Genomic DNA, 26,889 nt, shown 5'->3' on the forward strand with positions numbered 1-26,889 from the left:
CCCAATTTCGTGACCTAAGTTCCAAAATCCTTTAGAATAAAGGCATGAGAGACACATTAAATATAACCTCAATACAACATATTGAACAGCTGCTCAGTACTTTACAGGAGCAAGCTGAGCAAATTGATGAGAAAAATCGACAAAAGCAACGCGAGATGAGTGAAAATTGGTTCAGTGAATCGCTGTTCAGCCAACGCTCCAATCTGGCAGTCGACTACGTAATGGAAACCAAAACCCTTTTTCTGCAGCTTCAACAGAGCATAAATCAAAACGCTCAGCGTTACCTTGCTGAAAAACTCAGTCTTCAGCTTGAAGCATTAAATACAGCTTTCCGAACAAACAAGCCGCCAAAGCAAAAGCAGGATTACCGCATTACTGCACAAAATAAAATTCAGCAAATGCATCAGCAGTTGGTTACCTACAGAGATTACGAGAGACGACTCACTGAAAACCTTAATACAGCCGTAGCTGGCAATAATTCAACGCTGATTCAAAGCGCTCAGCAACGTCTGAATCGCTGCCAGATGGCTATTGATACTCTGGAGAAGAAGATAAGTCGTTATGAAGAAGGTTGACGTCCCTTTTGTTTATTCATCTATATATAGTGAATTAGACTTACCCCCCAGACATCGTTACCCAATAGAGAAATACCGTTTATTGAAAAACTGGGCAGTAAAGCACGGTGCGGAAGAACACCAGTGGCATAAACCGAGCGCTATTAGTTGGCAACAAGTCGGCCACACCCATTGTGCAAATTATATAAACCAACTTCGTACAAACAGCATGGATAAAGCACGCTGGCGTCGCATTGGTTTCCCCTGGTCGGAGCGCTTATTGCGACGCACGTTAACCTCAGCCGGAGGCACTCTGTTAACGACTGAACTTGCCTTAATTCATGGTATCGCTATTCACTTCTCCGGGGGATACCATCATGCCCATAAAGATTGGGGGAGCGGTTTTTGCTTAATTAATGATTTGGCAATTGCCTGCAATGAACTACTGCTTAAATACCCCCACCTAAAAATCGCGATATTGGATACTGACGTCCACCAGGGCGATGGAACAGCCACTTTATTTGCTAATGACGACAGAGTTTTTACCTGTTCAATTCATGGCGAACGCAACTTTCCCTTCTCTAAAGCTCAATCTGACTTAGACAAACCCTTAGCCAAACAGACATCCGATACACAGTACCTGGATACTTTGCAGGAGACCCTGCAATTTATTAAGCGAGACGTTAAGCCCGACCTTATTTTATACGACGCCGGTGTCGACATTTATCAACGCGATGAACTCGGTCATCTGCGTATTAGTCTGGCGGGGATTTTTCAACGTGACCTTTCTGTACTAGGCTTTGCAAAACGCGAAGATATTCCTCTGGCTGCCGTTATAGGAGGCGGTTATCAACGTAACTTAGAGCGTTTAGTCCGGGCTCATGCTCAACTACTCAGAGCGAGTTATCATGTCTATACTGAAAGTCAGCTAACAGAAGGAAAAACACATGAAGTTTGATGATGATATTCACAACTATTATGAACGCTTAGTCGCAGACCGGATAGAAGAGCTGGAACTTGAAAAGCAGCACAGTCAGGAGTTTCTGTCTGATCTTTGTTGTTTGGTACTTAATCAGTTACCGCCCCGCTACATTCGACACGAAGTGGATATGGCATTCTTCTTACCACCTTCGAAGCGACTGGACATGGAAATGCAAGTACATAAAGCTATAACAGAAGCGCTGGAATTTCTTAAAGATAGGAAGCGCCCTGACGGCGATTAAGAGAAATTGGGTGGCGACTCTACCAGCCACACCTCGGCACACACATCCCTGACTACGGCTGCTCCCTTCCGGGCCTGACCGGGTTCACCAGTTAGCGTTGCGAGGGGACCCGCAGAGTCACCATAAACGCTTTACTCAAAGCGGGCTGCATTATGAACCAGTTACCCGGCTGAAACAACCCGCAGTTTGCCTTTTGGTCACTTTTTCTGCAGCTTAGAGGCAATTGCCTGACGAGCGGCATCCGAGCTTAATGCTTTGGCAAAAAATGTCGCTTCGCGACTAATTCGGTCAGCCACTGACTCAACAGGCTGCTTTAATAAATGTTTAGAAATACGCAGCGAATCTCTTGATTGCTTACGCAGCTTATCCAGCGTTTCATCGACGACAACGGGCAAACGTTCAACCGAAACAACATGATTAACAAAACCGGCCTGCTGAGCTGATTGAGCATCAAAGCTTTCGCCCAGCAGTAATAACTCTGCGGCTTTTTGATAACCACAAATTTGAGGCAAGAGTAAACTTGATGCCGCCTCGGGTAACAATCCCAGCTGCACAAAAGGTAACGCGAATACCGCATCATCGCTGCTATACACAATGTCACAATGCAATAACAGGGTGGTACCTATGCCTATCGCGAGTCCATTGACCGCAGCGACTATAGGAACCTCTACGCGCGCGAGCGTGTGCAGAAACTGAAACGGTGGTGCTGACTCATCTAAATTCTCGACCGCCAGAAAGTCATTTAAATCGTTACCAGCAGAAAAGCTGTCACCACTAGACTCAAAAAGTACAGCATGAATTGAACTGTCGTTGTCTGCAGCTTTCAACGCTTCATTGCATGTCGTATACATGTCCTGAGTGAAGGCATTCTTCTTTGCCGGACGGTTCAGGCGTATACGAACAACACCATTATCTTGCGAAACTTGTACGAGTTCTTCTGTGCTCAAAATCTGTCTCCCGTCACTTATTACTGACCACGATTTTTCCACGCTTTTTGAGTCGCTTCGTGCAGAGGTACTATGAGTTCCAACGCACTCTTGTCACCAGCAGGCAGCTCCATTTGATTTGGGCGTTTCGGAGTCACTCTCTGTCCCCACTTTATTAACCCAGCGCCGCAAGTGAGTCCACCGCCAAATACCGCAGACATAATGCTATCACCCGGTTTGATAATGCCATTGTCAGCCGCTTCGGCAAATGCAATAGGCAAAGTGGCTGACGAGGTGTTTCCGTAATTTTGAATATTAATCACAGTTTTTTCACTCGGTACTTTACACATTTTACCAAGGAAGTCGATTAATCGCTTATTGGCCTGATGTGGAATCAGTGCATCAATATCATCTGTGGTCATACCGGTTTGCTGGAATACGTTATCTACTGCAGCACTCATACCTTTTACGGCGCGCTTGAATATTTCCTGACCAACAAAATCAAATTGCATAATGCCGTCAAAATTGAACCGATCAAAACTTGAACCAAATTCAAGACTCAACACATCGCGTGCGTCAGCATCACAACTGATATGACTGGCCAGCAATCCGACTTCTTCATCCGAAGCCTCCAACACCATAGCTCCGGCACCGTCACCAAATAACACAGCGCTTTCACGTTTCGTCCAATCCAGAATACGAGTCAAACGCTCTGCGCCTATCAGCAACACTTTTTTGTGCGCGCCGGTTTTTATTCCCTGAGTAGCCACATGCATGCCATACAGAAAGCTGCTGCAAGCTGCATTTAAGTCAAACGCGGCGGCATTCTTAGAGCCAATATTTTGTTGTACCTTAGAAGCAACATTTGGAATCAACTCGTCTGCAGTACAGGTACCGACAATAATTAAGTCTAATTCATTTGGGTCTAAGTCAGCTGCCGCCAGTGCATTGCGCGCAGCAACTGTTGCCAGCTCGGATGTACCGACATGGCTCACTCGACGTTCGGAAATTCCTGTTCGTGAAACAATCCACTCATCGGACGTTTCCAAAAAGGTTGCAAGGTCATCATTGGTCATTACAGCCGGCGGCAGACATTTTCCCCAACCGGTAATTTCAGCAAATTTAGTCACGGCAAAACCTTTTACTTCTGTCGGCTAGTATCGTCATAATGATAGGGTGTTTTATGACGATACCGTTTCATCGTATCATAGCACGAATCGACGTCAGGTGAATGACCGCCAGGAAAAAGGATAAATCATATGTTTCGAACAATATTTGCCGCGGGTTTAGTACTTTTTGTCAGTGCATGCCAGAGTCAGCCTGATCCATTGATTATTAGTGCTGACACCGTTGTAGACAAGCTCAATACTCAGGTGAATCAATTAGAAGTCAAAGACAAACGCTCCTACTCTTATCTGTATCGCCATAAAAAAGAAGAAGACAAAGCTGAGTTTACCCCCGCTCAAAGACCTTTAACGACCATTGTTGAAGAAGCGTTACAACCAATAACAGGATCGTATAGTAACAATGGACTTACCTGGTACGTCAGTATTGAAAAAGCATTAATTGATGCAACCCTTCATACTATGAAGTACGAACTGGAGCACAGTATTACCATTCGCGTTGAAGCCACTCGCGATAATCGCCGCTACAGTAACTTCTACTCCGGAACCTATAGTTCAACCGGCGGTCTGAAACCAGCTCAGGCAACCATCGAACGCCAGTTCAAACAGCTGCTGAACTCGGTGCTCACCGATATCGCAAACGATCCTAAGCTACGGGTACCGGAACAGGAGGACTTTTAACGATGAAATGGCTTAACTATTTTGTTGGCATAGCGACCGCACTCTTTATTGGTATGAGTCACGCTGAAATTCAACCAGACAACCCTTTCCCAAGAGTCAAGATGGTGACTTCAATGGGCGATATTGTTGTTGAGTTAAACCGGAATGCAGCCCCTTTAACCGTTAAAAACTTTTTCCGTTATGTAAAAAAAGCACAATACAACGGCACCATATTTCATCGCTTAGTACCTGACTTTGTCATTCAGGGTGGCGGCTACGACGAAGACTTTCAGGATAAACCGTCTTTTGAAAAAATCGTGAATGAGTCGGGTAACGGCCTGAAAAACGAATATGGTACCATCTCTATGGCTCGCGAGCGCAAGCCACATTCAGGCACTCGACAGTTCTTTTTTAACTTAAATGACAATAAATCGCTCGACCCGGACGAGGGTGACTGGGGTTACGCAGTTTTTGGCCGCATTGTCGAAGGACTGGATGTACTGGAAGCTATGGCTGAACTTGAATCGCAGGCTTACAGTGATGATATTGGCTGGGCTGATGTGCCTGTCGACCCACCCATTTTGAAACGCATTGAGGTTGTACCGCAAAACTAATGGCTGCGACAAAACCGACTTTCTGGCAAGACCTACAAGTTTACCGTCAACCGCGTGTGTGGGTCATTTTTGTGCTGGGTCTCGCCAGCGGCTTTCCATGGGTGATGATCAGCTCTGCACTATCAGCCTGGTTACAGGAAGCCGGACTCACCCGCTCAGTTATCGGCTATTTTGGAGCCGTTTTTGGCGCCTATTCTATTAATTTCCTGTGGTCGCCGCTTATTGACAATCTCAAGTTGCCTCTTCTAACACGTTGGCTAGGGCAAAGGCGAAGCTGGATATTCCTCTGCCAGATGTTAATTGCCGGCGGCTGTTTTGCTTTAGCCAGTCTGAACATCACCAGCAGCCTCCATCTTGTTGGGTTTATTGCACTTGGTATCGCAATCAGCTCGGCCACTCAGGATATTGCTATTGATGCTTACCGTATTGAGTCATTCTCGGAATCTGAAGGGCGTCTACAGAATGCCGGTGCGGCAATGACAACGGCTGGATGGTGGACCGGATACAGTGGTTTAGGTGCCCTTCCGTTTTTTATTGTCGACGGTATAACCTGGCAATGGCAACATGCGTATTTTGGTTTAGGTTGCGTGATGCTGGCTTTAGCGGTCGTTGTGCTATTTGTACGCCGCACCACTTATCATCAGGAACCGACCGTTAAAACAAAACTGACCCATTTTTGGCCCGCGATGAAAGAAAGAGTCAGTCTTGTTGTTATCCAACCTATTGGCGAGTTCTTTTCTCGTAACGGCGTCAAACTTGCGTTTTCAATTCTTGCGTTTATCTTTCTGTTTAAAATAGGTGAAGCCTTTCTTGGCCGAATGTCGATCGTCTTCTATAAGGAAATAGGCTTCACCAACGCAGAAATCGGTACCTATTCAAAATTAGTCACTTGGTGGGTAACCATTGTTTTCGCCCTTCTCGGCAGCGCTGTTAATTTAAGGCTGGGCATTGTTAAAGGTTTAATGATTGGCGGCCTTGCTATGGCCTCATCCAATCTCATGTTCTCCTGGATTGCCCTGGTCGGCCCGGATACAAACCTGTTTTTAAGCGCGGTACTCATCGACGGCTTCACCAGCGCCTGGTCGACGGTCGCCTTTGTGGCCTTTATTAGTTTGCTTTGCAACCGCACCTTCACTGCCACCCAGTATGCTCTTATGGCTTCACTCGGCACGCTGGGAAAAACCGCACTGTCTTCCTACAGCGGCGTTATTGTTGATGCAATGAATGGAAATTGGGCGCTGTTCTTTGTACTTACCGCAGTGATGGTAATACCCAGCCTAATTTTCCTTTGGGTGATCCGTAAACCATTAACGGCCCTGGAGAAAAACCGTGACAATGGCTAATCCCAACTGGGTCGTACTAGGACCCGGGGCCATTAGCGGTTTAATGGCAGCTGGTTTGCTTGAACATCGACAATCGGTTTCTATATTGGCGCGTCATACAAGAAAAAATAGCGTTTCCTGGCAAATCACCCGTTCTGGGAAAAAGACCGCCTTTAGCGCTCCGGTGGTTCAATTACCGCTAGCTAAAAATAGCGTTTTCATTGTTGCGGTTAAAGCCTTTGATGTGACCGATGCTTTACAACGGATCTCGGAATTGGATGGCTTTCAAAAAACAATGCCTATTGTGTTGAGCCACAACGGCATGGTAACTCTGCCGGCTACGTTAAAAGGACTTAATGTACACTATATGGTAACCACTCATGGAGCCGTAAAAAGTCGGGATGAAAATGACACAATCTGCATAGAACACAGAGGCTCTGGTCGCAGTTGGCTTGAAGCAGAAAAAAAATCGACACAAGCAAAATTGAGCCCATGGTTTATTTTGCAGGATGCATTCCCCCCGCTTCTTCTTGAACAAGATCTCAGCGAAAAGCGTTGGCTTAAATTAGTTGTTAACTGTGTTATCAATCCGCTAACTGCTATTTATCAATGCGTTAACGGTGAATTATTAAAGGAGAAGTGGCAACCGCAACTCTACAGCCTTGCCACTGAAGCCGTTGCTGTTGCGAACAAGCAAGGCATTTCATTAACCCGTGATGATTGTTACCAGGAAGTTCTTCGGGTCGCGCGGGAAACAGCACTAAACCATTCATCAATGCTACAAGATATCAAACAACAACGACGCACTGAAATACAGCAACTCACCGGTTATTTGATACAAACGGGTAAGGCGGCGGGCATTGCCACGCCGACTCACCAGGCGCTGCTGGATGAATTCCAGAAGCGTTACGCTAATTAGCCTTTATCTTCAATAAAATCGACAACTTCCAGACCAAAACCCGACAGCGCCGAATAACGTTTTGGAGAGCTCATTAAATGCATTTTATGAATGTTAAGATCAGCCAGAATTTGCGAGCCTAAACCAACGTTACGAGAAGCGCTCGATGCTGAAGCTGTCGGTTTGTGCTCCCCTTTATCCTGAGCCTCAAATTCTTGTACCTGCGCAATGATATTTTCCGGCGTTTGCTGACGACCAATAATGACTAACACACCATCATTCTCAGCGATGTAAGACATGGCTTTTTGTATAGGCCAACTGCGTTTCGCCGCACGTTCAGTTAAAAAGGTATCGTGGAAAGTATCCTGTAAGTGAACCCTCACATTCGTCACTTTATCTTGAGAGAGATCACCGTGCACGAGCGCATAATGAACCTGTTGATCGATGGTATCTTGATAAGTGATTAACTGGAATTTACCGAATGCGGTGGGTAAATCACACTCCGCCACTCGCTCAATGGTCTTTTCCTGTATTGAACGGTACTCAATCAGATCCGCAATAGTACCAACTTTAATGTCGTGCTCTTTCGCAAAAGCTTCAAGATCGGGACGACGAGCCATGGTGCCGTCTTCGTTCAACACTTCCACGATAACGGAGGCGGGTTCGAACCCGGCTAAGCGGGCCAGGTCGCAACCCGCTTCCGTATGGCCAGCACGGTTCAGTACACCACCTGACTTCGCTTTTAATGGAAAAATATGGCCCGGCATGACTAAATCTTCTGGCTTCGCATCTTTCTTTACTGCATCCAGCACCGTTTTTGCTCTGTCGGCTGCTGAGATTCCGGTCGTTACGCCTTCTGCAGCTTCTATGGAAACCGTAAAGTTCGTAGCGTAAGGCGCATTATTCTTATCCACCATCAACGGCAGGTTCAGTTGTTTGCAACGTTCTTCGGTCAGGGTTAAGCAAATAAGTCCTCGACCATAGCGTGCCATAAAATTGATAGCCTCAGGAGTCGCACATTCGGCTGCAATAATAATATCGCCTTCATTTTCGCGATCTTCATCATCCATCAGGATAACCATTTTACCCTGACGAATGTCTTCAATAATCTCTTCTGTGCTATGCAGTGACATAACGCTTTACCCTTTAATCTTGTGTATGAGGTACGGCAACCAAGCGTTGATCCGGGCCTATCTGCCGGCGATCAATAATTTTGAATCTTGGTGCGGAAGCTAAATTCATCGGCTCGACCATGTCGATAACCGACCGACCAAAGTGGCCCAGTATCTGACCGGAACTGTAAATCATCAGTCTGTCGCATAACTGCTGCTCAATGAGCGCGCCTGCCAAGTTTGCGCCACATTCTGTCCAAAGCTGATTAATTTCACGATTGGCTAATTCCGTCATTAACGTCTTCAAGCAAACTTTGCCCTTCTCGTCAGCCGCAATGATCAACTCATGGCAATGCGGATGACGACTGGCTTTACCCGGCGTCGTCCGAACCAACCAGACTGGATCGGGAGATTCAAACAGTTTTGCATCATCACTCACCCGATGTTGGCTATCGATGATAATACGCACCGGCTGCTTTAACGGTTCCGGCAATTGACGTGATTTTGGCCACTGTTCAACACGCACCGTTAGTTTGGGGTTGTCGGCTAAAACTGTTGTCGCACCGCTAAGAATGGCATCCGCTTGGGCGCGATAGAATTGAACATCACTGCGAGCCTCGGCTGAGGTTATCCATTGACTTCTTCCATCCGATAACGCGGTTTTTCCATCCAACGATGTTGCCATTTTTAACGTCAACCACGGGCGTTGATGCGTCATGCGCGCAATAAACCCGGGGTTTAAACGCTCTGCCGCTGATTGCAAAACTCCCACATCAACCTGAATACCCACTTCCTCTAAACGCCTGATACCATTTCCACTCACTCGTGGGTTAGGATCTCGCATAGCGACCACCACTCGGGCGACTCCGGCATCAATCAATGCGTCGGCGCAAGGCGGCGTTCGTCCGATATGACTACAGGGTTCCAGCGTAACGTAAGCTGTCGCACCTTTTGCACTCCGCCCGGCAATGCGCAGTGCATGAGCCTCTGCATGGGACTCCCCGGCCTGATGATGCCAGCCTTCGGCAATAACTTCGTTGTTCGCAGTAATCACGCAGCCCACAGCCGGGTTAGGCCGGGTTGTCATAAGGCCTCGTCGCGCCAGCAGTAAAGCGCGATGCATCATTTTATGATCAAACTGTTGTTGTTCTAATTCAGTCATTCAGGCGCGCTATTTCTTCACCGAACTCACGAATATCCTCGAATGAGCGATAGACAGAGGCAAAACGGACGTAAGCAACTTTGTCAATCTGCTTCAGGTTTTCCATAACCAAGCTGCCAATAAAGTTACTGGTTATTTCTCGCTCACCCGTTGCACGGATACTCGACTTAATTTTGTTAATCGCCTGCTCCATTAATTCCAGGCTCACAGGGCGTTTTTCCAGAGCTCTTAATAAACCATTGCGCAGTTTGTCTTCGTTGAACGGCTCGCGGGAACCATCAGTTTTGATCACTCTAGGCATAACCAGCTCAGCCGTTTCAAAGGTCGTAAAGCGCTCCTTGCAATGATTACACTCACGCCTGCGACGAACTGAGGCGCCGTCCGCAACTAAGCGCGAATCGATAACCTTAGTATCTTGTGTGCCGCAAAATGGACAATGCATTGCCTGACTCCTTTAAGTGCGCTTTACGACTCGAATCGTTTAACGACAATATGCAATTAGCCGTAAACCGGAAACTGAGCACATAGCGCTTTAACTTGCTCACGAACTTCGCCTATTTTGCTTTCATTCGTAATGTCATCCAGAACATCACAAATCCAGTTGGCTACCTGCTCGGCTTCGGCTTCTTTAAAACCACGACGGGTAATAGCCGGTGTGCCTAAACGCAAACCTGAAGTGACAAACGGAGAGCGCGGATCATTCGGCACGGCATTCTTGTTCACGGTAATAAAAGCATGACCTAAAGCTGCATCGGCGTCTTTACCGGTAATGTCTTTGTCGATAAGGTCAACCAGGAACAAGTGGTTCTGAGTGCCATTGGACACGATTTTATAACCGCGCGCCTGCATGGTTTTAACCATAGCGTTGGCGTTCACTAATACCTGCTTTTGATAATCTTTAAATTCCGGCTGCAAGGCTTCCTGGAAAGCGACCGCTTTACCAGCAATAACGTGACACAGAGGGCCGCCCTGGTTACCCGGGAATACCGCACTGTTTAACTTCTTGTGCAGTTTCTCATCGTCGCTACCTGAAATGATCAAACCGCCACGTGGACCCGCAAGAGTTTTGTGTGTGGTCGTCGTAACAACGTGAGCATAAGGTACCGGGTTAGGATATTCACCGGCAGCAATTAAGCCCGCAACATGAGCCATGTCGACCATTAGATAGGCATCGACTTTGTCAGCAATTTCACGGAATTTTTTCCAGTCAACAATACCAGAGTAGGCTGAGAAGCCTGCAACAATCACTTTCGGCTTATGTTCTTGTGCCAGCTTTTCAACTTCGGCGTAATCAATTTCGCCTGTAGACTCATCCAGACCATATGAAACCGCGTTGTAGAGCTTACCTGAAAAGTTCACACCAGAGCCGTGAGTTAAGTGACCACCGTGAGCCAGGCTCATCCCCAAAAAGGTATCGCCCGCTTCCATTAGCGCCATAAAAGCAGCGGTGTTTGCCTGAGAGCCTGAGTGCGGTTGCACATTTGCGTACTTAGCGCCAAATAGTTGCTTTGCGCGCTCAATCGCTAAATCTTCAACTTTATCGACAAATTCGCAACCGCCGTAATAGCGCTTATGCGGGTAGCCTTCAGCGTATTTGTTGGTTAGCTGCGAGCCCTGAGCCTGCATAACCCGCGGACTGGTGTAGTTTTCGGATGCAATCAGTTCAATATGTTGCTCCTGGCGCTCCACTTCACCTTGCATCGCTTGCCATAAGTCCGCGTCAAAGTCGGCAATGTTCATCTCAGATTTCAGCATTACAGCTCTCCAAATCATTAAATGGTCTTAATTTGCCCGGTATTTTACCTTAAAACACAAAAGAGTGCCTAGTTCAGCGCAACAAAGTTTGGGGATGTTCGTAAATAACAGTAAACTATGTGGTAACTTTTTTGTTGATAGGAAGGATTTTACGTCGCTATGGCGCAATATATCTATTCAATGTCTCAGGTGAGCAAAGTTGTTCCACCTAAAAAAACCATCTTAAAAGATATTTCTCTGTCGTTTTTTCCGGGAGCCAAAATTGGTGTTCTGGGTGTGAATGGTGCCGGTAAGTCAACCTTACTTCGCATTATGGCAGGTGTTGATAAAGAGTACGAAGGTGAAGCACGCGCTTTATCGGGAACTCAAATTGGTTATCTGCCCCAGGAACCACAGCTGGACGAAAACAAAACGGTGAAAGAAACCGTTGAAGAAGCCGTTGCCGACGTTAAAGAGGCTTTCGCGAAACTCGACGAAATTTATGCCGCTTACGCGGACGAAAATGCTGACTTTGATGCGTTATCAAAAGAACAAGGCGAATTAGAAGCGCTGTTACAGGCGAAAGACGGTCACAATATTGATAACATTCTTGAGCGTGCCGCTGATGCACTTCGTTTACCTGAATGGGATGCCAAAATCGGCAACTTATCCGGTGGTGAAAGACGCCGTGTCGCTATTTGCCGCTTATTGTTATCGAAACCCGATATGCTGCTTCTGGATGAGCCGACCAACCACCTGGATGCGGAATCTGTGGCCTGGCTTGAGCGTTTCCTGCACGATTACACCGGTACCGTCGTCGCCATTACCCACGACCGTTACTTCCTTGATAACGTTGCGGGTTGGATCCTAGAGCTAGACCGTGGTTACGGCATTCCATGGGAAGGTAATTACTCTTCCTGGCTGGAGCAAAAAGAGAAGCGCTTGGAGCAGGAAGAACGCTCTGAAAAAGCACGCCAGCGTACTATTAAACAAGAGCTGGAGTGGGTACGTACTAACCCCAAAGGCCGTCAGGCGAAAAGCAAAGCACGTCTTAACCGCTTTGAAGAACTGCAAAGTGGCGACTATCAGAAGCGCAACGAGACCAACGAATTGTTTATTCCGCCAGGCCCTCGTCTGGGTGACAAGGTCATTGAAGTTAACGGTATTAGCAAAGCTTACGAAAAACGTCAGTTGATTGATAACTTAAGCTTTAGCGTACCGAAAGGCGCTATCGTCGGTATTATCGGTCCTAATGGTGCAGGTAAATCAACGCTGTTCCGTATGGTCAGCGGCGAAGAAAAGCCGGACAGTGGTTCTATCGAGTTGGGTGAAACCGTACAACTGGCCAGTGTCGATCAGTTCCGGGACGACATGGATGACAAGAAAACCGTTTTTGAGGAAATTACTGACGGAAACGATATCCTGAAAATTGGTAATTTTGAAGTTAACGGCCGCGCCTATGTCGGTCGCTTTAACTTCCGCGGTACCGACCAGCAAAAACGCATTGGCGAATTGTCCGGTGGTGAACGTAACCGAGTGCATTTGGCTAAACTGTTAAAAGCCGGCGGTAACGTACTGTTACTCGATGAGCCAACCAACGACTTAGACGTTGAAACCTTACGGGCTCTGGAAGAAGCTATCCTCGAGTTCCCAGGCTCAGCAATGGTTATCTCGCACGACCGTTGGTTCCTTGACCGTATCGCTACCCACATTCTGGATTACCGTGATGAAGGCGAAGTGGTCTTCTACGAAGGTAACTACAGCGACTATGAAACTTACATGAAAGAGAAGTTTGGTGAGCAGGCGATGGAGCCACACCGCATTAAATACAAACCTATTGGCTAATAGGCCGGGTACCAAAGGGGAGCCTAAAGCTCCCCTTTTTCTGCAAGCTACATCACATCCAGCGCTTGCTGGAGATTTTTCACGCCAATCACTTCCATACCTTTGGGTGACGTTTTGGGCGTATTACCAATAGGCACAATGGCTTTTTTGAAACCGTGTTTGGCCGCTTCATTTAACCGTTCCAGACCATTGGGCACCGGGCGTATTTCTCCTGCCAGGCCAACCTCACCAAACACAATTAATTCACGCGGCAACGGTTCACCTTTAAAACTGGAAACAATAGCAAGCAAGAGCGCTAAATCTGCTGAAGTTTCGGACACCTTAACCCCGCCAACAACATTCACAAAAACATCCTGGTCAGACACTTGTAAGCCGCCATGACGATGCAAAACAGCCAGCAGCAGTGCTAACCGAGTGGCTTCCAGCCCCACAGCAACGCGCCGGGGATTCGCCAGAGCTGAATAATCAACTAAAGCCTGAATCTCCACCAACAGTGGCCTGGTGCCCTCCCAGATGACCATGACCACCGAACCGTTACCTTGATCTTCCGCTCGTTGCAGAAATATAGCCGATGGATTCGAGACTTCTTTAAGTCCGCCACCCGTCATCGCAAATACGCCCAGTTCATTTACCGCGCCAAAGCGATTCTTGGTACCGCGCAGGGTGCGATAACGGGAGTCTGATGAGCCATCCAGAAGTACAGAGCAATCAATACAATGTTCCAGTACCTTAGGTCCGGCCAGATGTCCTTCTTTCGTTACGTGTCCCACCATAATAATGGCAACATTCTTTTGTTTCGCATAACGGGTCAAAAAGGCAGCTGATTCACGCACCTGAGAAACACTGCCCGGCGCCGATTGGATATCCGCCATATGCATTACTTGAATAGAGTCAATGACCATAATGGCCGGCTTTTCTTTATCGGCCAACTGACAAATACTTTCTACCGAGGTTTCAGACAGCATGCGCAATTTATCGGTCGGCAGGTTCAGTCGCTGAGCCCGCATCGCTACCTGCTGTAGAGACTCCTCCCCGGTTACGTAAAGCGCTGGCATACGTTCAGCCAGTTTACATAAGGTTTGTAGCAACAGCGTACTTTTACCAGCCCCCGGTGAACCACCGATGAGTATTGCCGAGCCGGGCACAACGCCACCACCTAATACCCGGTCAAACTCCTGAAAACCTGAGCTAAAACGCGGCACTTCCTGCAAGTCCACCTCATTCAAGGTCTGAACTCTGCCTTCAGTGATACCACTAAAGCCCCGACGATCCGTTGAACTTGTCGTTGTTTTTGAGGTTAAACGAATTTCAGTCAGCGTATTCCAGGCCTTACATTCAGGGCATTGCCCAAGCCAACGCGGAAAGTCAGCACCACAGTCATTACACACATACGCACTTTTTGCTTTTGCCATTCGTCTGCTTCTCGTTTTATGATGAGGTATTATTCAAGAATAATTATAAAAATATTAGACTTCGATGCCGAACCATTATTTTGACCAACTTATCGATCAGTTAAAACCCGTCGTTTACGATACCGACTTTGACACCTTGTTTCAGTCGTTAACTGAAAACGAAGATGGTCCCACAAAATTCAAACTTAAAATGGAGCTTAGGCGTTTAGCAGCTCCCTGTCACCGCACCGTTGATTTGCGTAATCAAGTTGATGGTGAATGCCATCCATACGAATACAATGGTCGTCGTCATCAGCTTGACGATGTTGCAGTTGAGATTTTTGAACGTGGTCTTGAAACCTATAAAGGCGTTTTCACCCAAGATACGTTTGAACAAATATTGGATGCCGAAAACCATTTACGTCAAGCCCGGGACGAAGAAAAAGCCTTTGCTCAAAGTCTAGCTGATCACAATGCCGAACCGATAAGTGGCCAATCCCCATTTCCAAGTTCTGACAACGAAACAGAATCATACCTTTTAGAGACATTCCATTTTGGCCAGTATCCTTATCGCGCCGAAGAACGGATGAACTTTACCATCGAAGTTGGACTTGAAGACAGTCAGGGCCGAAATTACGAGGCAATAACAACGGATATTTCTATCACCGGTATGCGGGTGCGGGTTAACAGCGACCATAACCTAAAATACAATGACGCCCTATCACTTTATTTTACCGGCTTGGCAAAAGAGTTCACAGTCGATTCCGAAACTCGTATTCCTTATCGTGTTGTTGGCTTACAGGAAAGTGACGGCAAACATTACCTCAATTTAAACCGCGACCCAAACTACCAATCGGCTGAATTGGATAAATTTTTTCACCGCTTTATAAACGGTTATAAAAAGCGCTATCGCGTAAATGTCGACAACACCTATAATACGATTATCAGTAAAGGCCATGAGCAGTTCCTGCTGCCACGAATGAAACAGTTGCCGGTATTTTTCTCTGAATCAAACAGACAGCTTGTCGCTGATTATGTGTTAACTACAGACAACAACCGTTTTATTTTAAATAACTGGATTAACGAACTGAACCAAATCAGTTTTGGCTCTATTTTCAACATTAGACGCAGCCGTTGGTTGTTGCAGGATTTGACTGAAAATGACAATGCCAGATTACTGGTTTTAACGTTTTCAATTACCGCCAGAGGTAAAATATACAATTATTCCGCAACGGTGGAAGAACTTCAGAAAACCGGCTTATGGGACACCTACGTCGCATTCGGCAGTCAAAAAGCCTCCTGGAGAGTTTATCAAATTGATTTACGCCGGGTTGACTTAAACCAGGCGTGGCAGCCTCAAAGCGTGCCTCAGAATGTGAATGTTCCGTTCCGGTTAAATCCGCCGACAGCGCAAGTTAAAAGAGCCATAGCCCCATTACGATACATGGGGATCGTAAACGATATCACCGACAGCTTGAACGGCTTTTTTGATACTGATCTTAATAAAGAGCAACTCTCGTCATTAAAGGCTTTCGCCCATCCTCCGGCGGTTCCTATTCGCACTAAAGAAGCACGTCTTGAGTTTATCAATTTACGCAGTGAGAAGCGCTTCAGTTATCGCAGTCGTTGCCGGGTTAAGGTGGGGAAATTTGTTCGTGACGGTATGATCATTGACCTTTCTGTCAGCGGCTTACAAGTACAAATTGATACCCCTGTTGCAGCTGAAAAAGGCGATAATGTCGACATTTCTATGACGGGCTTTAAAAAGCTGTATAAGAAAGCGAAATTAGACCATTTGGCTTACACCATCGCGTCTATCGACGATGCCCGCACCACATTACGTCTAAAAATAGACGGTGACCATGAGCAGCATATGGGATCGGAATTCATACGCTTCTTAATCCGGGAACAACGTGACCTGCTCAAGCTGCAAGTAGAAAACACCTCAATAAACGGCCTCGAACTTTGTCTGCGCAATTTATATTGCGATGCTCCAGGTTCGCTACCGGTCTTTCTCTACAGAAATAAAAGACGGAAAACATCGGTACGGCGAGCGGGTTTATCCAACTGGCCCTCTGGCTGGGGGCAGTTATTGTCTAAATTACCAGGAAGTCAGCAGAGTGCTCTAAATTTACAACCTTTACTTAGGGGGTCTTCTGTTGCTAAAGAGCTCCTACCCAGGTTAAATGAGATGGATCGCACCTCAGAGCCAGTGACTTTGTTGCTCTTATTAAGGCTCTACCGCCAAAGTGGTGAGGACATTATTCAGACTCAGTGGCTGAAAAGTAATGACAATCACGCCATTGAATCTTTTATTGAGCAATGCTTGCCTAACTCAATTTTCCGGGCGGTAACAGTGGCTCTGTCCAGAACAGGACGTCCTGATACGCAGTTTATTCAGGCGGAACTTAATTATATTAGTCGTTACGCGGCTTATCGGGCACAGGAAATTGAGGAAGATTTATGGCAGGTCTATGCCATTGCCGACACCGTTGATGTTACCGAGAGCTTACTGGAATTTGCTTTGCCTGGTACCGACACCATCAAGGAACAGCAAGAGCGTTTAAACGACTGGGTCAATAAATTCTGAATGCTCGAGACAATTCATGACTTCCATTAGATTGTTCGAGTTCACCGAATAGTCAGCGACAGCCTGCAGCGCCGGCTTCGCATTAAAAGCGATACCAACGGCCGCCGCTTTAAGCATGAGCGCATCATTTGCGCCGTCACCGACTGCCACCGTTCTACTCGGTGGGATCTGCCACTTTTCAGCCAGAGCCTTAAGTTGTTGAGCTTTCACCTTCGCATCAATAAGTTGCCCCAATACTCTTCCGGTTAAGCAGCCATTCTCAACGTCAAGCCGATTAGCTACGACCGCATCCAGGTTCAACGCTGTTTTAAGCTTGTCGGCAAACCAGGTGAAACCACCCGACACTAACGCGACTTTCCAACCAGCCGCTTTTAAAGCCTGAATCAGTTCCACGGCACCAGGGTTAAGTGGAATAGGAGTAAATAAACTATCAAGATCGCATTCGTTAATGCCTTCTAAACAGGCGACACGCTGCTTTAAGCTCTCGCCAAAATCTATTTCACCTCTCATTGCGGCTTCCGTTATGGCTGAGACTTTAGTATAACGGTTATTCAGTCGTGCAATTTCGTCAATACACTCAATACGAATTAAGGTAGAATCCATGTCGAAAACGATTAAACCGGAACTGTGTTTCATTTAACGGAAAACTCCTGAGCTGAACCCATGCGACTAACAGAATTTAGGCAGTGGCATCGATTAAACGGTGTATTGCTTAACAACAGAAACAAAGCGATTCTTCGCATTATGATGAAACGCGCTCTCCGACTGGCCGCTGCCGGTGGTTTGCTGTTGATCATTATTAATGTCTGGAATATTGCCAGTGTCCAGTCGCAACAGCAACTATTCTCGCAAACTCAGTCTGTTACCCAGCTAATGATGGACCAAGCCGAGCACGAAGCTCATTACTGGCTTGAACAGCAGAATACCGAACGTTTAACGGCATTAACCGATCATATAGCCGGACAACCCGAAGTCATGGCAGCAACCATTCGTAACCGTTTTGGTGAGTTACTGGTACATAGCGGTGTTAGCGCATCGATTATTGACTGGCCGACTAGCGATTCTTCCTCAGAACCCTGGGTGCTGGTGGAAGAAATAAACCTGGAAGATGAGGTTAGTGGTTATCTGCAGGTGGTTTTCGACAAACAGCTTTTGCTCAAACAAAGCCAAAAAGCTCATAATGGCCTGATGCAACAGGGCAAGTTACTCTTACTACTGGCAATGTTAGCGGGCGTCTTTATCATGCTGGGTTTCAACCGGATTCGTGATCGTTACTGGCAGGCGGAACATCATTAAAAAGTTCGCAACTGTTCTTCCATAGAACGTCACTCAGTGCGTCTGTGCTCATTTCTCTTAAATCAGCTAAAACCTTCAAAACTTCGACTATTCTGGCCGGCTCGTTACGTTGACCCTGATATCCGCAAATTGGCATATCCGGTGAGTCCGTTTCAAGCACCAAAGACGATAAAGGCACTTTGGTTATAGCTTGTCGCGTTTTCTGGGCTCTGGCGTAAGTGATGACTCCTCCAACACCCAGTTTGTAGCCGCAATCGACAAACTTCATGGCTTGCTCGTAGCTTCCGCTAAACGCATGGATGACACCAGACTCAGGCCCATACTGTTTAACTAGCGGATGTGTTGTTTCCAGAGTCTTTCGATGGTGAATAATGATGGGTAACCGGTAGTGCCTGGCTAGCTTGAGTTGTTCGATAAAAAGTTCGCGCTGCAACTCTGAATTATCACAGGTTGCATCCAGTCCAATTTCACCTACCGCCCGTAAACGCTTATGCGTTGTATCCAGGACCTTTTCAAGTTCTTTCAACTGGTTCAGGTTATGCTTTTCGATAAACCAGGGGTGCAAACCTAAAGCAAAGCGCCAGCTTGAAAACTGCTCGGCTAACTGCTGTACCCGGGGCCATTGCTCAGCACTGACCCCGGGTACCATAAAACGCTCAACTCCCACTTCAGCAGCGCTTTTTAAAACCCGCTCCCGATCCTCATCAAACACCTGAAAGTCAATGTGGCAATGTGTATCGTAAAGCGCATTCATGAGTTTTAATGTTCGCGTGTGTGAGTAAACTCAATGTCCGGGTAACGTTCTTCTGCCAGGCTCAAGTTCACCATAGTCGGGGCAATGTAAGTTAAATTGTCGCCACCGTCTAATGCCAGATTAGCTTCCGCTTTACGACGAAATTCATCCAGTTTTTTCTCGTCTTTACTGCTTACCCAGCGCGCTGTTGCAACGTTGATATTTTCGTACATCGCATCCACTTTATATTCCGTTCTCAAACGGTGAACCACTACATCAAACTGCAGCACACCCACTGCCCCAACAATCAAGTCATTACTGATAAGCGGACGGAAAACCTGCACCGCTCCCTCTTCGGACAACTGCACTAAGCCTTTCAAAAGCTGCTTTTGCTTCAACGGATCTTTCAAACGAATACGACGGAAAAGTTCAGGCGCGAAGTTCGGAATGCCACTGAATTTAAAATCTTCGCCAGCAGTAAAAGTATCGCCAATTTGGATGGTTCCATGGTTGTGAAGACCGATAATATCTCCTGGGTAGGCTTCTTCTACGTGAGAACGGTCGCCAGCTAGAAAGGTCAATGCATCGCTAATACGTACATCTTTACCTGTACGTACCTGGCGCATTTTCATGCCCTTTTCATACTTACCGGATACAATGCGCAAAAAAGCCACCCGGTCTCTGTGGCGGGGATCCATATTCGCCTGAATCTTAAAAATAAAACCGGAAAAATCTTTATTGTCAGCGCTGACGTTCTCATGCTGGTCGGTTTCCCGAGCTTGAGGTCTTGGTGCCCAGTCAACCAGCCCATCAAGCATGTGGTCAACACCGAAGTTACCTAGCGCCGTTCCGAAGAACACTGGAGTCAATTCACCAGCCAGAAACAACTCTTTATCAAATGGATTCGAAGCACCGTTCACCAATTCGATTTGTTCACGCAGCTCGTCTGCCCAGACACCAATCTTCTCATCCAGCTCTGGATTATCCAGGCCCTTTATAATGGTTTCTTCCTGAATTCTGTGGCCCTGCCCGGTTTTATATAAAATGGTCTCATCATTAAGCAGATGGTAAACCCCTTTAAAATTCTTACCGGAACCAATCGGCCAGGTAATGGGCGCGCACATAATTTTCAGAACGTCCTCGACCTCATCCAGTAACTCAAGCGGATCACGAATGTCACGGTCAAGTTTGTTCATAAAGGTGATAATAGGCGTGTCACGTAAACGCGTGACTTCCATCAACTTAATGGTGCGATCCTCGACACCTTTAGCACCGTCAATGACCATTAGACAAGAGTCAACAGCGGTCAGAGTACGGTAAGTATCTTCCGAGAAATCTTCGTGCCCGGGCGTATCCAGCAGATTTACCAAGGCATCGTTATAGGGGAACTGCATGACCGAGGTGGTTACCGATATACCACGCTCCTGCTCCATCTGCATCCAGTCTGACTTTGCATGCTGACCCGACTTCTTGCCTTTTATGGTGCCCGCTTTTTGAATCTGCTGACCATGCAACAGGACCTTTTCAGTAATGGTCGTTTTACCGGCATCCGGGTGAGAGATAATGGCAAAGGTACGACGTTTTGCGACTTCGTTCTGCAAGCTCAATTCAGACATCAAGAAGACTCTTATTGGTTAAAGTTTATCATTCTGCTTATTTTCGCTGATCTGATGCCGATACACAAACCATGGATGGTTATAAAATTCATAACAACCTTACTAAGGTCTACAGGATAACCTCCCACGTATGTACTAAGCTGAATTATTGATACAAATAACCAGAGTAATTTGCCCATGCAACTGACAATAAAGGCCAAAGTATTCTCACTCGCCCTGATCCCTCCGGTAATAATTGCTGTGTTTCTGACTTGGTACAATTTGTCGCAGTCTACGACTGTCGGACAAAATGCGGTAAAAGAATTTAAAACTCAAATGCAAAATGACAGCGAAGACAAACTGCAGAACTACCTGAAGTTAGCCTTCACTTCTATTCAGCATCTTGTAAAGGATACTTCGCTGGGCTCACTCCAGGAAAGACAGGAACGTGCAAAAGAGATACTTCGTCAGTTGCGTTTTGACGACTCCGGAGACACCGGTTATCTCTTTGTTTACAATCGTGAGGGAGTCAGCGTCGCTCATGGTGTTAATCAAAGCCTCGAAGGTAAAAATCTGCTGGACTTCCGAGATCCTAACGGTGTTTACCTTATCCAGGAGCTTATCGAGGCCGCTGAAAATGGCGGTGGCTTTGTTGAGTATGATTGGCAAAATAATCAAGAACAAGTCAGTCCTAAACTGGGTTATGCGAGACTGCTTGAAGAATGGGGATGGGTTATAGGCACGGGTTTCTGGACCGCGGGACTTGAACAGGAAGTAACGAGAATTGAGAACAACGTCGATGAAGCGCTATCCGAAGCCGTTGTTGAAACCATTGTCGCTTCTGCCATCGCCTTATTGATTATTGCTGCACTGGCACTGTTTGTAGTCAAAGGCATCACCCAACCTCTGCGTAACGCATTGAACGCGATGGATCGAATTGCCAAAGGCGACGGTGACCTCACTCAACGACTTGATACCGATAGTCATGATGAAATGTCTGAACTTGGTCAGGCTTTTAATAATTTCGCTGACCAAGTATCTGAGATGGTCAGTAACATTCGTCAATCAGCTTCGTCTGTCAATCAATCAACACAAAGGTTGGATAAAGTTCTGCTTAATGCCCGTGATGGCGTAAATGAACAGCAGGCCGAGAGTGAACAGGTAGCCACCGCAATTAATGAACTAGCCACTGCCTCACACGAGGTTGCGCGTAGCGCCAGCGAAGCGTCCAATGCCGCAGAACAAGCAGAAGAATTGGTACATTCAAGTAATCATCTGCTGACTAAAGCCGTCAATGTCATCCATGGACTAGCGGATAAAGTAGAAAGCGGAGCCTCAGAAGTGGATAAACTCCATGAGCACTCCACAGAGATTGGTTCGGTGCTTGATGTCATCCGCGGTATTGCAGAACAAACTAACTTATTAGCACTGAATGCAGCTATCGAATCGGCTAGAGCTGGCGAAGCCGGACGAGGTTTTGCTGTCGTTGCAGACGAGGTGCGCACGCTGGCAAAACGAACTCAGGACAGCACGCACGAAATAGAGTCAATGATTGAGCAACTGCAACAAGGGAGCGAAAAAGTTTCTAGCGTTATGTCGTCAATAAAGGAAGGCAGTAAAACCAGTGTTGCGGAAGCTGCAGAAGTCGAGAGTGCATTAGCCAACGTACTAGAGGCAGTGAATACCATTAACACGCAAAATGCTCAAATCGCGACAGCGGCGGAAGAGCAAACATCCGTCTCAGAAACCATCAATGAGAACATGACAAAAATTGTCGATATTGCAAAACAGACAGCCAACGGAACAGAGCAAGCGGGAGAGCACATGAAAGAACTGACGAATACCGCTGAACAGTTAGAAAATAATGTGAAACGTTACCGCGTTAACTGAGCTGAATCGCCTCACCTTCTTCCATTGGAGGTAAATCGAATAAACGACACAACGTCTGCCCTAAATCGGCAAAACTGTTTCGTTTACCACGGCTACCTGCTATTACTTTCTGACCAGACAATAACAACGGTACATATTCGCGCGTATGGTCGGTTCCTTCCCAGGTAGGATCGCAACCATGATCTGCGGTTAGTACTAAAACATCGTCCGGCTTCATTGCTGACTCAATGACAGGTAACCATTGATCAAACGCTTCTAATTCTTCTGCGTAACCTTGTATGTTCCGCCGGTGCCCATAAAGCGTATCGAAATCCACTAAGTTGGTAAAAATAAGTGTGTTATCGGAAGCCTTCTCCATGGCACTTAAGGTTGCATTTAAAAGCCCATCCAGACCGGAGGCTTTGACAGATTGGGTGACGCCCTGACCGGCGAAAATATCGGATATTTTACCAACAGCAATGACCTCTCCCCTCTTTTCCTGCAGCTTATCCAACACCGTAGGCTTAGGCGGCAAAACCGAGTAATCTTTGCGATTGGCTGTGCGTTCAAAGTTATTGGCACTCTCACCAATAAACGGACGCGCGATGACGCGACCAATATTATACGGTTCTAATAGCGCCCGAACTTTTGCACACACCTGATACAGACGCTCCAGCCCAAAATACTCTTCATGCGCTGCTATTTGAAAAACCGAATCCGCAGAAGTGTAGAAAATAGGAGAGCCACTACGAATATGCTGCTCCCCCATCTGTTTAATGATCTCCGTACCCGATGCGTGACAGTTGCCAAGGTAACCTTTAAGTTCACAGGACTCGACTATTTGAGCCAGTAATGCCTCAGGAAAACTGTTTTCTTTATCGCGAAAGTAACCCCACTCAAAATGCACCGGTACGCCCATTAACTCCCAATGACCTGAAGGTGTGTCTTTACCTGACGAGAGTTCTGCGGCACAGGCATAAGCTCCGCTGACCTCCGTTTTATTAATACCTTTGGCATACACGCCGGTCGCCTCTTTATGAGCCTCCAACAGACCCAGACGAGTCAAGTTAGGTATGTTCAGGGGGGCGTTTTGCTGCTGCCTGTATTCCGCGATATGGCCAAAGGTATCAGCACCGTCGTCACCAAACTTTTTCGCATCAGGGGCTGATCCAATACCAAATGAATCTAACACCAGAACAATGGCTCTGCTCATTCTGCTTCTCCGGCTATGCGTTCATAGATGACAGGACGAGGTTCCGGTAAACTGACAGAAAAACTCAGTGCTTTAAGCGTGCGCTCAGCGGCCTCTTGCCAGCCAGCTTCGCTGCTCGCATGTATCGTTGCTAATACAGTATCCGAATCGACCGTTGAACCAATACTTAAGATATCAGTAATACCAACACTTAAGTCCAGTACATCGTCAGCCTTACGGCGACCGCCCCCTAAACAGACAACCGCCATCCCCAGTTCTCTTGTATCTACGGCTATTAAATACTGTCCATAATACTCAGCGGGGACTTTCAGCGGCTTCACAAACTTCGCCTGAGGCAAGTATTGAGAGCTTCTTTCCAAAAAGTCGTGCGGGCCGCCCAAAGAGCTGACCATATTTGCAAAACATTCAGCCGCACGGCCATTGTCCAGCACGTGTTCTACCATAGCTTCGGCAGATTCGGTATTCTTAGCTAACTTACCAGATACCAATAACTCAGCAGATAACGCTTTGGTAACCTGATGGAGGCGTTTATCTCTGCGCTTTCCGACTAAGTAGTCGACGGCCAGTTGAACTTCTACTGCATTGCCGGCAGCTGATCCGAGCGCCTGATTCATGTCGGTAATAAGAGCCGTGGTTTCAACTCCCAGTTTGCTGCCAACGCTGGCTAAGCTCTCGGCTAACTCTCTGGACTTTTTGTAACTTGGCATAAAGGCGCCGTTCCCGGCTTTAACATCCATCACCAAACCATCCAGGCCTTCGGCCAACTTTTTTGCCAAAATAGACGCGGTAATCAGTGGGATAGACTCTACTGTTGCCGTGACATCCCGGGTTGCGTAAAAACGACTGTCCGCCGGCGCCAGCCGTCCAGTTTGTCCAATAATGGCTACTCCAGCCTGCTTTACTGTATCGCGAAAGCGTCGGTTATCCGGCGCAGTCTGGTAGCCGGGAATGGAATCAAACTTATCCAGGGTTCCACCGGTATGGCCCAGCCCTCGCCCCGAGATCATAGGAACATAACCGCCACACGCCGCAACGATAGGGCCTAGCATTAAACTGACGACATCACCCACACCACCCGTCGAATGTTTGTCGAGCACAGGACCATTCAGGTTCTCCTGTTGCAAGTCAAGAATGTCGCCCGAATCGCGCATAGCAACGGTGAGTGCGGTTTTTTCGTGGACTGACATACCCTGGAAATAAATCGCCATGGCCAGAGCGGCAATTTGTCCTTCACTGACCGTTTCATCACAAATGCCGTTCACAAACTGCTGAATATCCAGCTCAGATAGACTGACGGCATCGCGCTTTTTGCGAATGACTTCTTGTGGTAAAAACATCTTATTACGCCTTAATCAGAACGTCTTGAATATCTTGCAGCAGACTACTGGCACCAATACGGAAATTATCCGCCGTGACCCACTCTTTACCCATAAGTTGTTCTGCTAACTCAATGTATTGAATGGCATCTTCCAGAGTTCGTATTCCTCCGGCGGCTTTGAAGCCACAATCCGTTTTGCTGGCTTTTATAACGCCTAACATGGCTTCGGCGGCTTTTAAGGTCGCATTCACCGATACTTTGCCGGTTGAGGTTTTAATAAAATCAGCACCATTGGCAATCGCCAGTTCGCTGGCAAGAACAATTTTGTCGTGTTGTTCTAATTCACCTGACTCGATAATTACTTTTAACTGAACAGAGTCACCGCATATATCTTTGCATTCACGCACTAACTCAGCTGGTGTGCTCTCATCCCCCTGCAACAAAGCGCGGTAAGGTAACACCACGTCAACTTCATTCGCTCCGGCAGCTATTGCTCGCTCAGTTTCAGCGGCCGCTCGCGCGACATTAGTACTACCATCAGGGAAGTTGGTGACCGTAGCCACTTTCGTATCAAGACCTTGTTCGTGAAGACATTGGCTGGCTATAGCAACCCACTCAGGGAAAACACAAACCGCGGCAACACTTATCTCATTTATAGCAGCGCGTTGACATAAGTCTTCAATAACTTTGCGGGTATCATCGTTATTCAATGTGGTTAAATCCATAAAGGATAGCGCTTGTAACGCCCGTACGTGTTGCGATGATGGCATAATCACTCCGTTAGTATTTTTGACAGCTCCAGCGCATAACTAGAGCGTCTTCACGTCCCTCGTCAGAGGGATAATAGTTTGTTCTTCGGCCTACCGTATCAAATCCATTGCGCTCATATAAACGAATAGCAGAAACATTAGAAGCGCGTACTTCCAGAAAAACTATGCAGTGGTTTTCTTCGGCATAGTCTAGTAAGTCCTGCATCAGTTTGTTACCCAGACCACGACCTTGGTATTGAGGATCGACCGCAATGTTGTGTAAAGTCAGTTCATCAACAACTCGCTGACTAATGGTAAAACCAATAACCCCAAAATTACTCACTAAACGCCGACAACGATAGTTTTCACCATAACTTTGACTGAATACAGACCATGGCCAGGGGTGGCTATGTGCTTTTTTCTCAACCGAAAACTCAACTTCGCCCGGTCGAAAATTTTCAATATTAACGCTTTGCATTTTGTAGTTTTTGCCAAAGTGCCTTTTTCTGTTCTGCTGAAATAGACCCATCTAACCAATCGGCATAATCAAAACACAAGTCTGGGGTTTGAAGCGGTGCTTTTATCGCAACCGGACGCTGCTCAAAGTAAAGGCAAAGATCATTAAGCCAATCGGGGAGAGAAACCGGCAATTCCCTTGGTCCATGCATGTAAAGCCCACCCAGGCGATAATAAAAAACAGGTGGCTTCGCACTTTTCTTTTGCCATACGGGAATCCCCATAACTTGCAAAGCAGCGCGTTGTTGACGGGTCCATTCTGGGAACATAACGATTACCGTTGAAAAACAGATAAATGCAGTTTACTCAAGCTTAGGAAGGATAGCCAGTAAGAAACTGGCAGGGGCGGAGGGATTCGAACCCCCAACCGTCGGTTTTGGAGACCGCTGTTCTACCAATTGGAACTACGCCCCTAACGCTTGAGCGAAGAATTATACCGACACCG

Annotated in this window: 26 protein-coding genes, 1 tRNA gene and 1 other RNA gene; 11 read left to right on the top strand and 17 right to left on the bottom strand. The window is 46.9% G+C overall.

Annotated elements, in window-relative coordinates; all coding sequences use genetic code 11:
• Positions 1–44: 44 nt before the first annotated feature.
• Genes CWI78_RS03400 through CWI78_RS03410 form a run of 3 tightly spaced genes read left to right on the top strand, consistent with a single transcriptional unit; the run spans position 45 to position 1,777 of the window.
• Positions 45–575, top strand: a complete 531-nt coding sequence (locus tag CWI78_RS03400; RefSeq protein WP_126780249.1) for a primosomal replication protein — start codon at positions 45–47, stop codon at positions 573–575.
• Positions 562–1,512, top strand: coding sequence for a histone deacetylase family protein (locus CWI78_RS03405; RefSeq protein WP_126780251.1), 951 nt, complete (start codon positions 562–564; stop codon positions 1,510–1,512). Before CWI78_RS03400 ends, CWI78_RS03405 begins: the two co-directional genes overlap by 14 nt.
• Positions 1,502–1,777: a late competence development ComFB family protein gene (locus CWI78_RS03410; protein ID WP_126780253.1), complete on the top strand. Its 276-nt coding sequence runs from the start codon at positions 1,502–1,504 to the stop codon at positions 1,775–1,777. Before CWI78_RS03405 ends, CWI78_RS03410 begins: the two co-directional genes overlap by 11 nt.
• A gap of 17 nt (positions 1,778–1,794) precedes the next feature.
• Here the strand turns inward: CWI78_RS03410 and ffs are convergent.
• The 3 genes from ffs to CWI78_RS03425 form a co-directional block, all read right to left on the bottom strand.
• Positions 1,795–1,891, bottom strand: an RNA gene (ffs, locus tag CWI78_RS03415) — signal recognition particle sRNA small type.
• 83 nt (positions 1,892–1,974) lie between these two features.
• On the bottom strand, positions 1,975–2,724 hold the full coding sequence (locus CWI78_RS03420; protein ID WP_126780255.1) for an enoyl-CoA hydratase: 750 nt from the start codon (positions 2,722–2,724) through the stop codon (positions 1,975–1,977).
• Positions 2,725–2,744: 20 nt separating this feature from the next.
• A complete protein-coding gene (locus CWI78_RS03425; RefSeq protein ID WP_126780257.1) occupies positions 2,745–3,833 on the bottom strand; it encodes a ketoacyl-ACP synthase III in 1,089 nt (362 codons plus the stop codon).
• 129 nt (positions 3,834–3,962) lie between these two features.
• Here CWI78_RS03425 and CWI78_RS03430 point away from each other — a divergent pair, with 129 nt between their 5' ends.
• From CWI78_RS03430 to CWI78_RS03445, 4 genes are read left to right on the top strand one after another with little or no spacing between them, the layout of a single operon-like run.
• A complete protein-coding gene (locus tag CWI78_RS03430; RefSeq protein WP_126780259.1) occupies positions 3,963–4,508 on the top strand; it encodes a YajG family lipoprotein in 546 nt (181 codons plus the stop codon).
• Positions 4,509–4,510: 2 nt separating this feature from the next.
• Positions 4,511–5,101 carry a peptidylprolyl isomerase gene (locus tag CWI78_RS03435; protein WP_126780260.1) on the top strand — a complete coding sequence of 197 codons (591 nt, stop codon included), beginning with the start codon at positions 4,511–4,513 and terminating at the stop codon, positions 5,099–5,101.
• Positions 5,101–6,444 carry an AmpG family muropeptide MFS transporter gene (locus CWI78_RS03440; protein WP_126780262.1) on the top strand — a complete coding sequence of 448 codons (1,344 nt, stop codon included), beginning with the start codon at positions 5,101–5,103 and terminating at the stop codon, positions 6,442–6,444. Before CWI78_RS03435 ends, CWI78_RS03440 begins: the two co-directional genes overlap by 1 nt.
• Positions 6,437–7,342, top strand: coding sequence for a ketopantoate reductase family protein (locus CWI78_RS03445; protein ID WP_244213058.1), 906 nt, complete (start codon positions 6,437–6,439; stop codon positions 7,340–7,342). The genes CWI78_RS03440 and CWI78_RS03445 overlap by 8 nt, the downstream gene beginning before the upstream one ends.
• Here the strand turns inward: CWI78_RS03445 and ribBA are convergent.
• Genes ribBA through glyA form a run of 4 tightly spaced genes read right to left on the bottom strand, consistent with a single transcriptional unit; the run spans position 7,339 to position 11,350 of the window.
• Positions 7,339–8,454, bottom strand: a complete 1,116-nt coding sequence (gene ribBA / locus CWI78_RS03450; RefSeq protein WP_126780266.1) for a bifunctional 3,4-dihydroxy-2-butanone-4-phosphate synthase/GTP cyclohydrolase II — start codon at positions 8,452–8,454, stop codon at positions 7,339–7,341. The genes CWI78_RS03445 and ribBA overlap by 4 nt on opposite strands.
• A 13-nt stretch (positions 8,455–8,467) precedes the next feature.
• Positions 8,468–9,595: a bifunctional diaminohydroxyphosphoribosylaminopyrimidine deaminase/5-amino-6-(5-phosphoribosylamino)uracil reductase RibD gene (ribD, locus tag CWI78_RS03455; RefSeq protein ID WP_126780268.1), complete on the bottom strand. Its 1,128-nt coding sequence runs from the start codon at positions 9,593–9,595 to the stop codon at positions 8,468–8,470.
• Positions 9,588–10,037, bottom strand: a complete 450-nt coding sequence (gene nrdR / locus CWI78_RS03460; protein ID WP_126780270.1) for a transcriptional regulator NrdR — start codon at positions 10,035–10,037, stop codon at positions 9,588–9,590. The genes ribD and nrdR overlap by 8 nt, the downstream gene beginning before the upstream one ends.
• A gap of 56 nt (positions 10,038–10,093) precedes the next feature.
• Positions 10,094–11,350 carry a serine hydroxymethyltransferase gene (gene glyA, locus CWI78_RS03465; RefSeq protein ID WP_126780272.1) on the bottom strand — a complete coding sequence of 419 codons (1,257 nt, stop codon included), beginning with the start codon at positions 11,348–11,350 and terminating at the stop codon, positions 10,094–10,096.
• A gap of 159 nt (positions 11,351–11,509) precedes the next feature.
• On the opposite strand from glyA, the gene ettA reads away from it, so the two are divergent.
• Positions 11,510–13,174, top strand: coding sequence for an energy-dependent translational throttle protein EttA (ettA, locus tag CWI78_RS03470; protein ID WP_126780274.1), 1,665 nt, complete (start codon positions 11,510–11,512; stop codon positions 13,172–13,174).
• A gap of 47 nt (positions 13,175–13,221) precedes the next feature.
• Here ettA and radA read toward each other — a convergent pair whose 3' ends face one another.
• Positions 13,222–14,586 (bottom strand): DNA repair protein RadA, encoded by a 1,365-nt coding sequence (gene radA / locus CWI78_RS03475; protein WP_126780276.1) that lies wholly within the window; start codon positions 14,584–14,586, stop codon positions 13,222–13,224.
• 64 nt (positions 14,587–14,650) lie between these two features.
• Here radA and CWI78_RS03480 point away from each other — a divergent pair, with 64 nt between their 5' ends.
• Positions 14,651–17,155, top strand: a complete 2,505-nt coding sequence (locus CWI78_RS03480) for a PilZ domain-containing protein (RefSeq protein WP_126780278.1) — start codon at positions 14,651–14,653, stop codon at positions 17,153–17,155.
• On the opposite strand, the gene serB is transcribed toward CWI78_RS03480, so the two are convergent.
• The gene (gene serB, locus CWI78_RS03485) at positions 17,129–17,791 is read right to left on the bottom strand and encodes a phosphoserine phosphatase SerB (protein WP_126780280.1); all 663 of its coding nucleotides are present in this window, start codon (positions 17,789–17,791) and stop codon (positions 17,129–17,131) included. The two genes, CWI78_RS03480 and serB, sit on opposite strands and share 27 nt — an antisense overlap.
• A gap of 27 nt (positions 17,792–17,818) precedes the next feature.
• On the opposite strand from serB, the gene CWI78_RS03490 reads away from it, so the two are divergent.
• Positions 17,819–18,451 carry a YtjB family periplasmic protein gene (locus CWI78_RS03490; RefSeq protein ID WP_244213059.1) on the top strand — a complete coding sequence of 211 codons (633 nt, stop codon included), beginning with the start codon at positions 17,819–17,821 and terminating at the stop codon, positions 18,449–18,451.
• Here CWI78_RS03490 and CWI78_RS03495 read toward each other — a convergent pair.
• Both CWI78_RS03495 and prfC read right to left on the bottom strand, forming a co-directional pair.
• Positions 18,408–19,205, bottom strand: coding sequence for a TatD family hydrolase (locus tag CWI78_RS03495; RefSeq protein WP_126780281.1), 798 nt, complete (start codon positions 19,203–19,205; stop codon positions 18,408–18,410). The two genes, CWI78_RS03490 and CWI78_RS03495, sit on opposite strands and share 44 nt — an antisense overlap.
• A 5-nt stretch (positions 19,206–19,210) precedes the next feature.
• A complete protein-coding gene (prfC, locus tag CWI78_RS03500) occupies positions 19,211–20,800 on the bottom strand; it encodes a peptide chain release factor 3 (protein ID WP_126780283.1) in 1,590 nt (529 codons plus the stop codon).
• Between the two features lie 177 nt (positions 20,801–20,977).
• Here prfC and CWI78_RS03505 point away from each other — a divergent pair, with 177 nt between their 5' ends.
• Positions 20,978–22,669, top strand: coding sequence for a methyl-accepting chemotaxis protein (locus CWI78_RS03505; RefSeq protein WP_126780285.1), 1,692 nt, complete (start codon positions 20,978–20,980; stop codon positions 22,667–22,669).
• Here CWI78_RS03505 and CWI78_RS03510 read toward each other — a convergent pair.
• From CWI78_RS03510 to CWI78_RS03535, 6 genes are all read right to left on the bottom strand, one after another.
• A complete protein-coding gene (locus CWI78_RS03510; protein WP_126780287.1) occupies positions 22,662–23,861 on the bottom strand; it encodes a phosphopentomutase in 1,200 nt (399 codons plus the stop codon). The two genes, CWI78_RS03505 and CWI78_RS03510, sit on opposite strands and share 8 nt — an antisense overlap.
• Positions 23,858–25,198 (bottom strand): thymidine phosphorylase, encoded by a 1,341-nt coding sequence (deoA, locus tag CWI78_RS03515; RefSeq protein WP_126780289.1) that lies wholly within the window; start codon positions 25,196–25,198, stop codon positions 23,858–23,860. Before deoA ends, CWI78_RS03510 begins: the two co-directional genes overlap by 4 nt.
• Before the next feature lie 4 nt (positions 25,199–25,202).
• Positions 25,203–25,949: a deoxyribose-phosphate aldolase gene (deoC, locus tag CWI78_RS03520; RefSeq protein WP_126780291.1), complete on the bottom strand. Its 747-nt coding sequence runs from the start codon at positions 25,947–25,949 to the stop codon at positions 25,203–25,205.
• A 10-nt stretch (positions 25,950–25,959) separates the two neighbouring features.
• On the bottom strand, positions 25,960–26,406 hold the full coding sequence (gene rimI, locus CWI78_RS03525; RefSeq protein WP_126780293.1) for a ribosomal protein S18-alanine N-acetyltransferase: 447 nt from the start codon (positions 26,404–26,406) through the stop codon (positions 25,960–25,962).
• Positions 26,393–26,713, bottom strand: coding sequence for a hypothetical protein (locus tag CWI78_RS03530; protein WP_126780294.1), 321 nt, complete (start codon positions 26,711–26,713; stop codon positions 26,393–26,395). The genes rimI and CWI78_RS03530 overlap by 14 nt, the downstream gene beginning before the upstream one ends.
• Positions 26,714–26,781: 68 nt before the next feature.
• Positions 26,782–26,858 (bottom strand) — tRNA-Trp (locus CWI78_RS03535).
• Positions 26,859–26,889 lie beyond the last annotated feature (31 nt).

Origin of the sequence: Idiomarina ramblicola (genome assembly GCF_003987255.1) — a bacterium.
Classification (GTDB): Bacteria; Pseudomonadota; Gammaproteobacteria; order Enterobacterales; family Alteromonadaceae; genus Idiomarina; species Idiomarina ramblicola.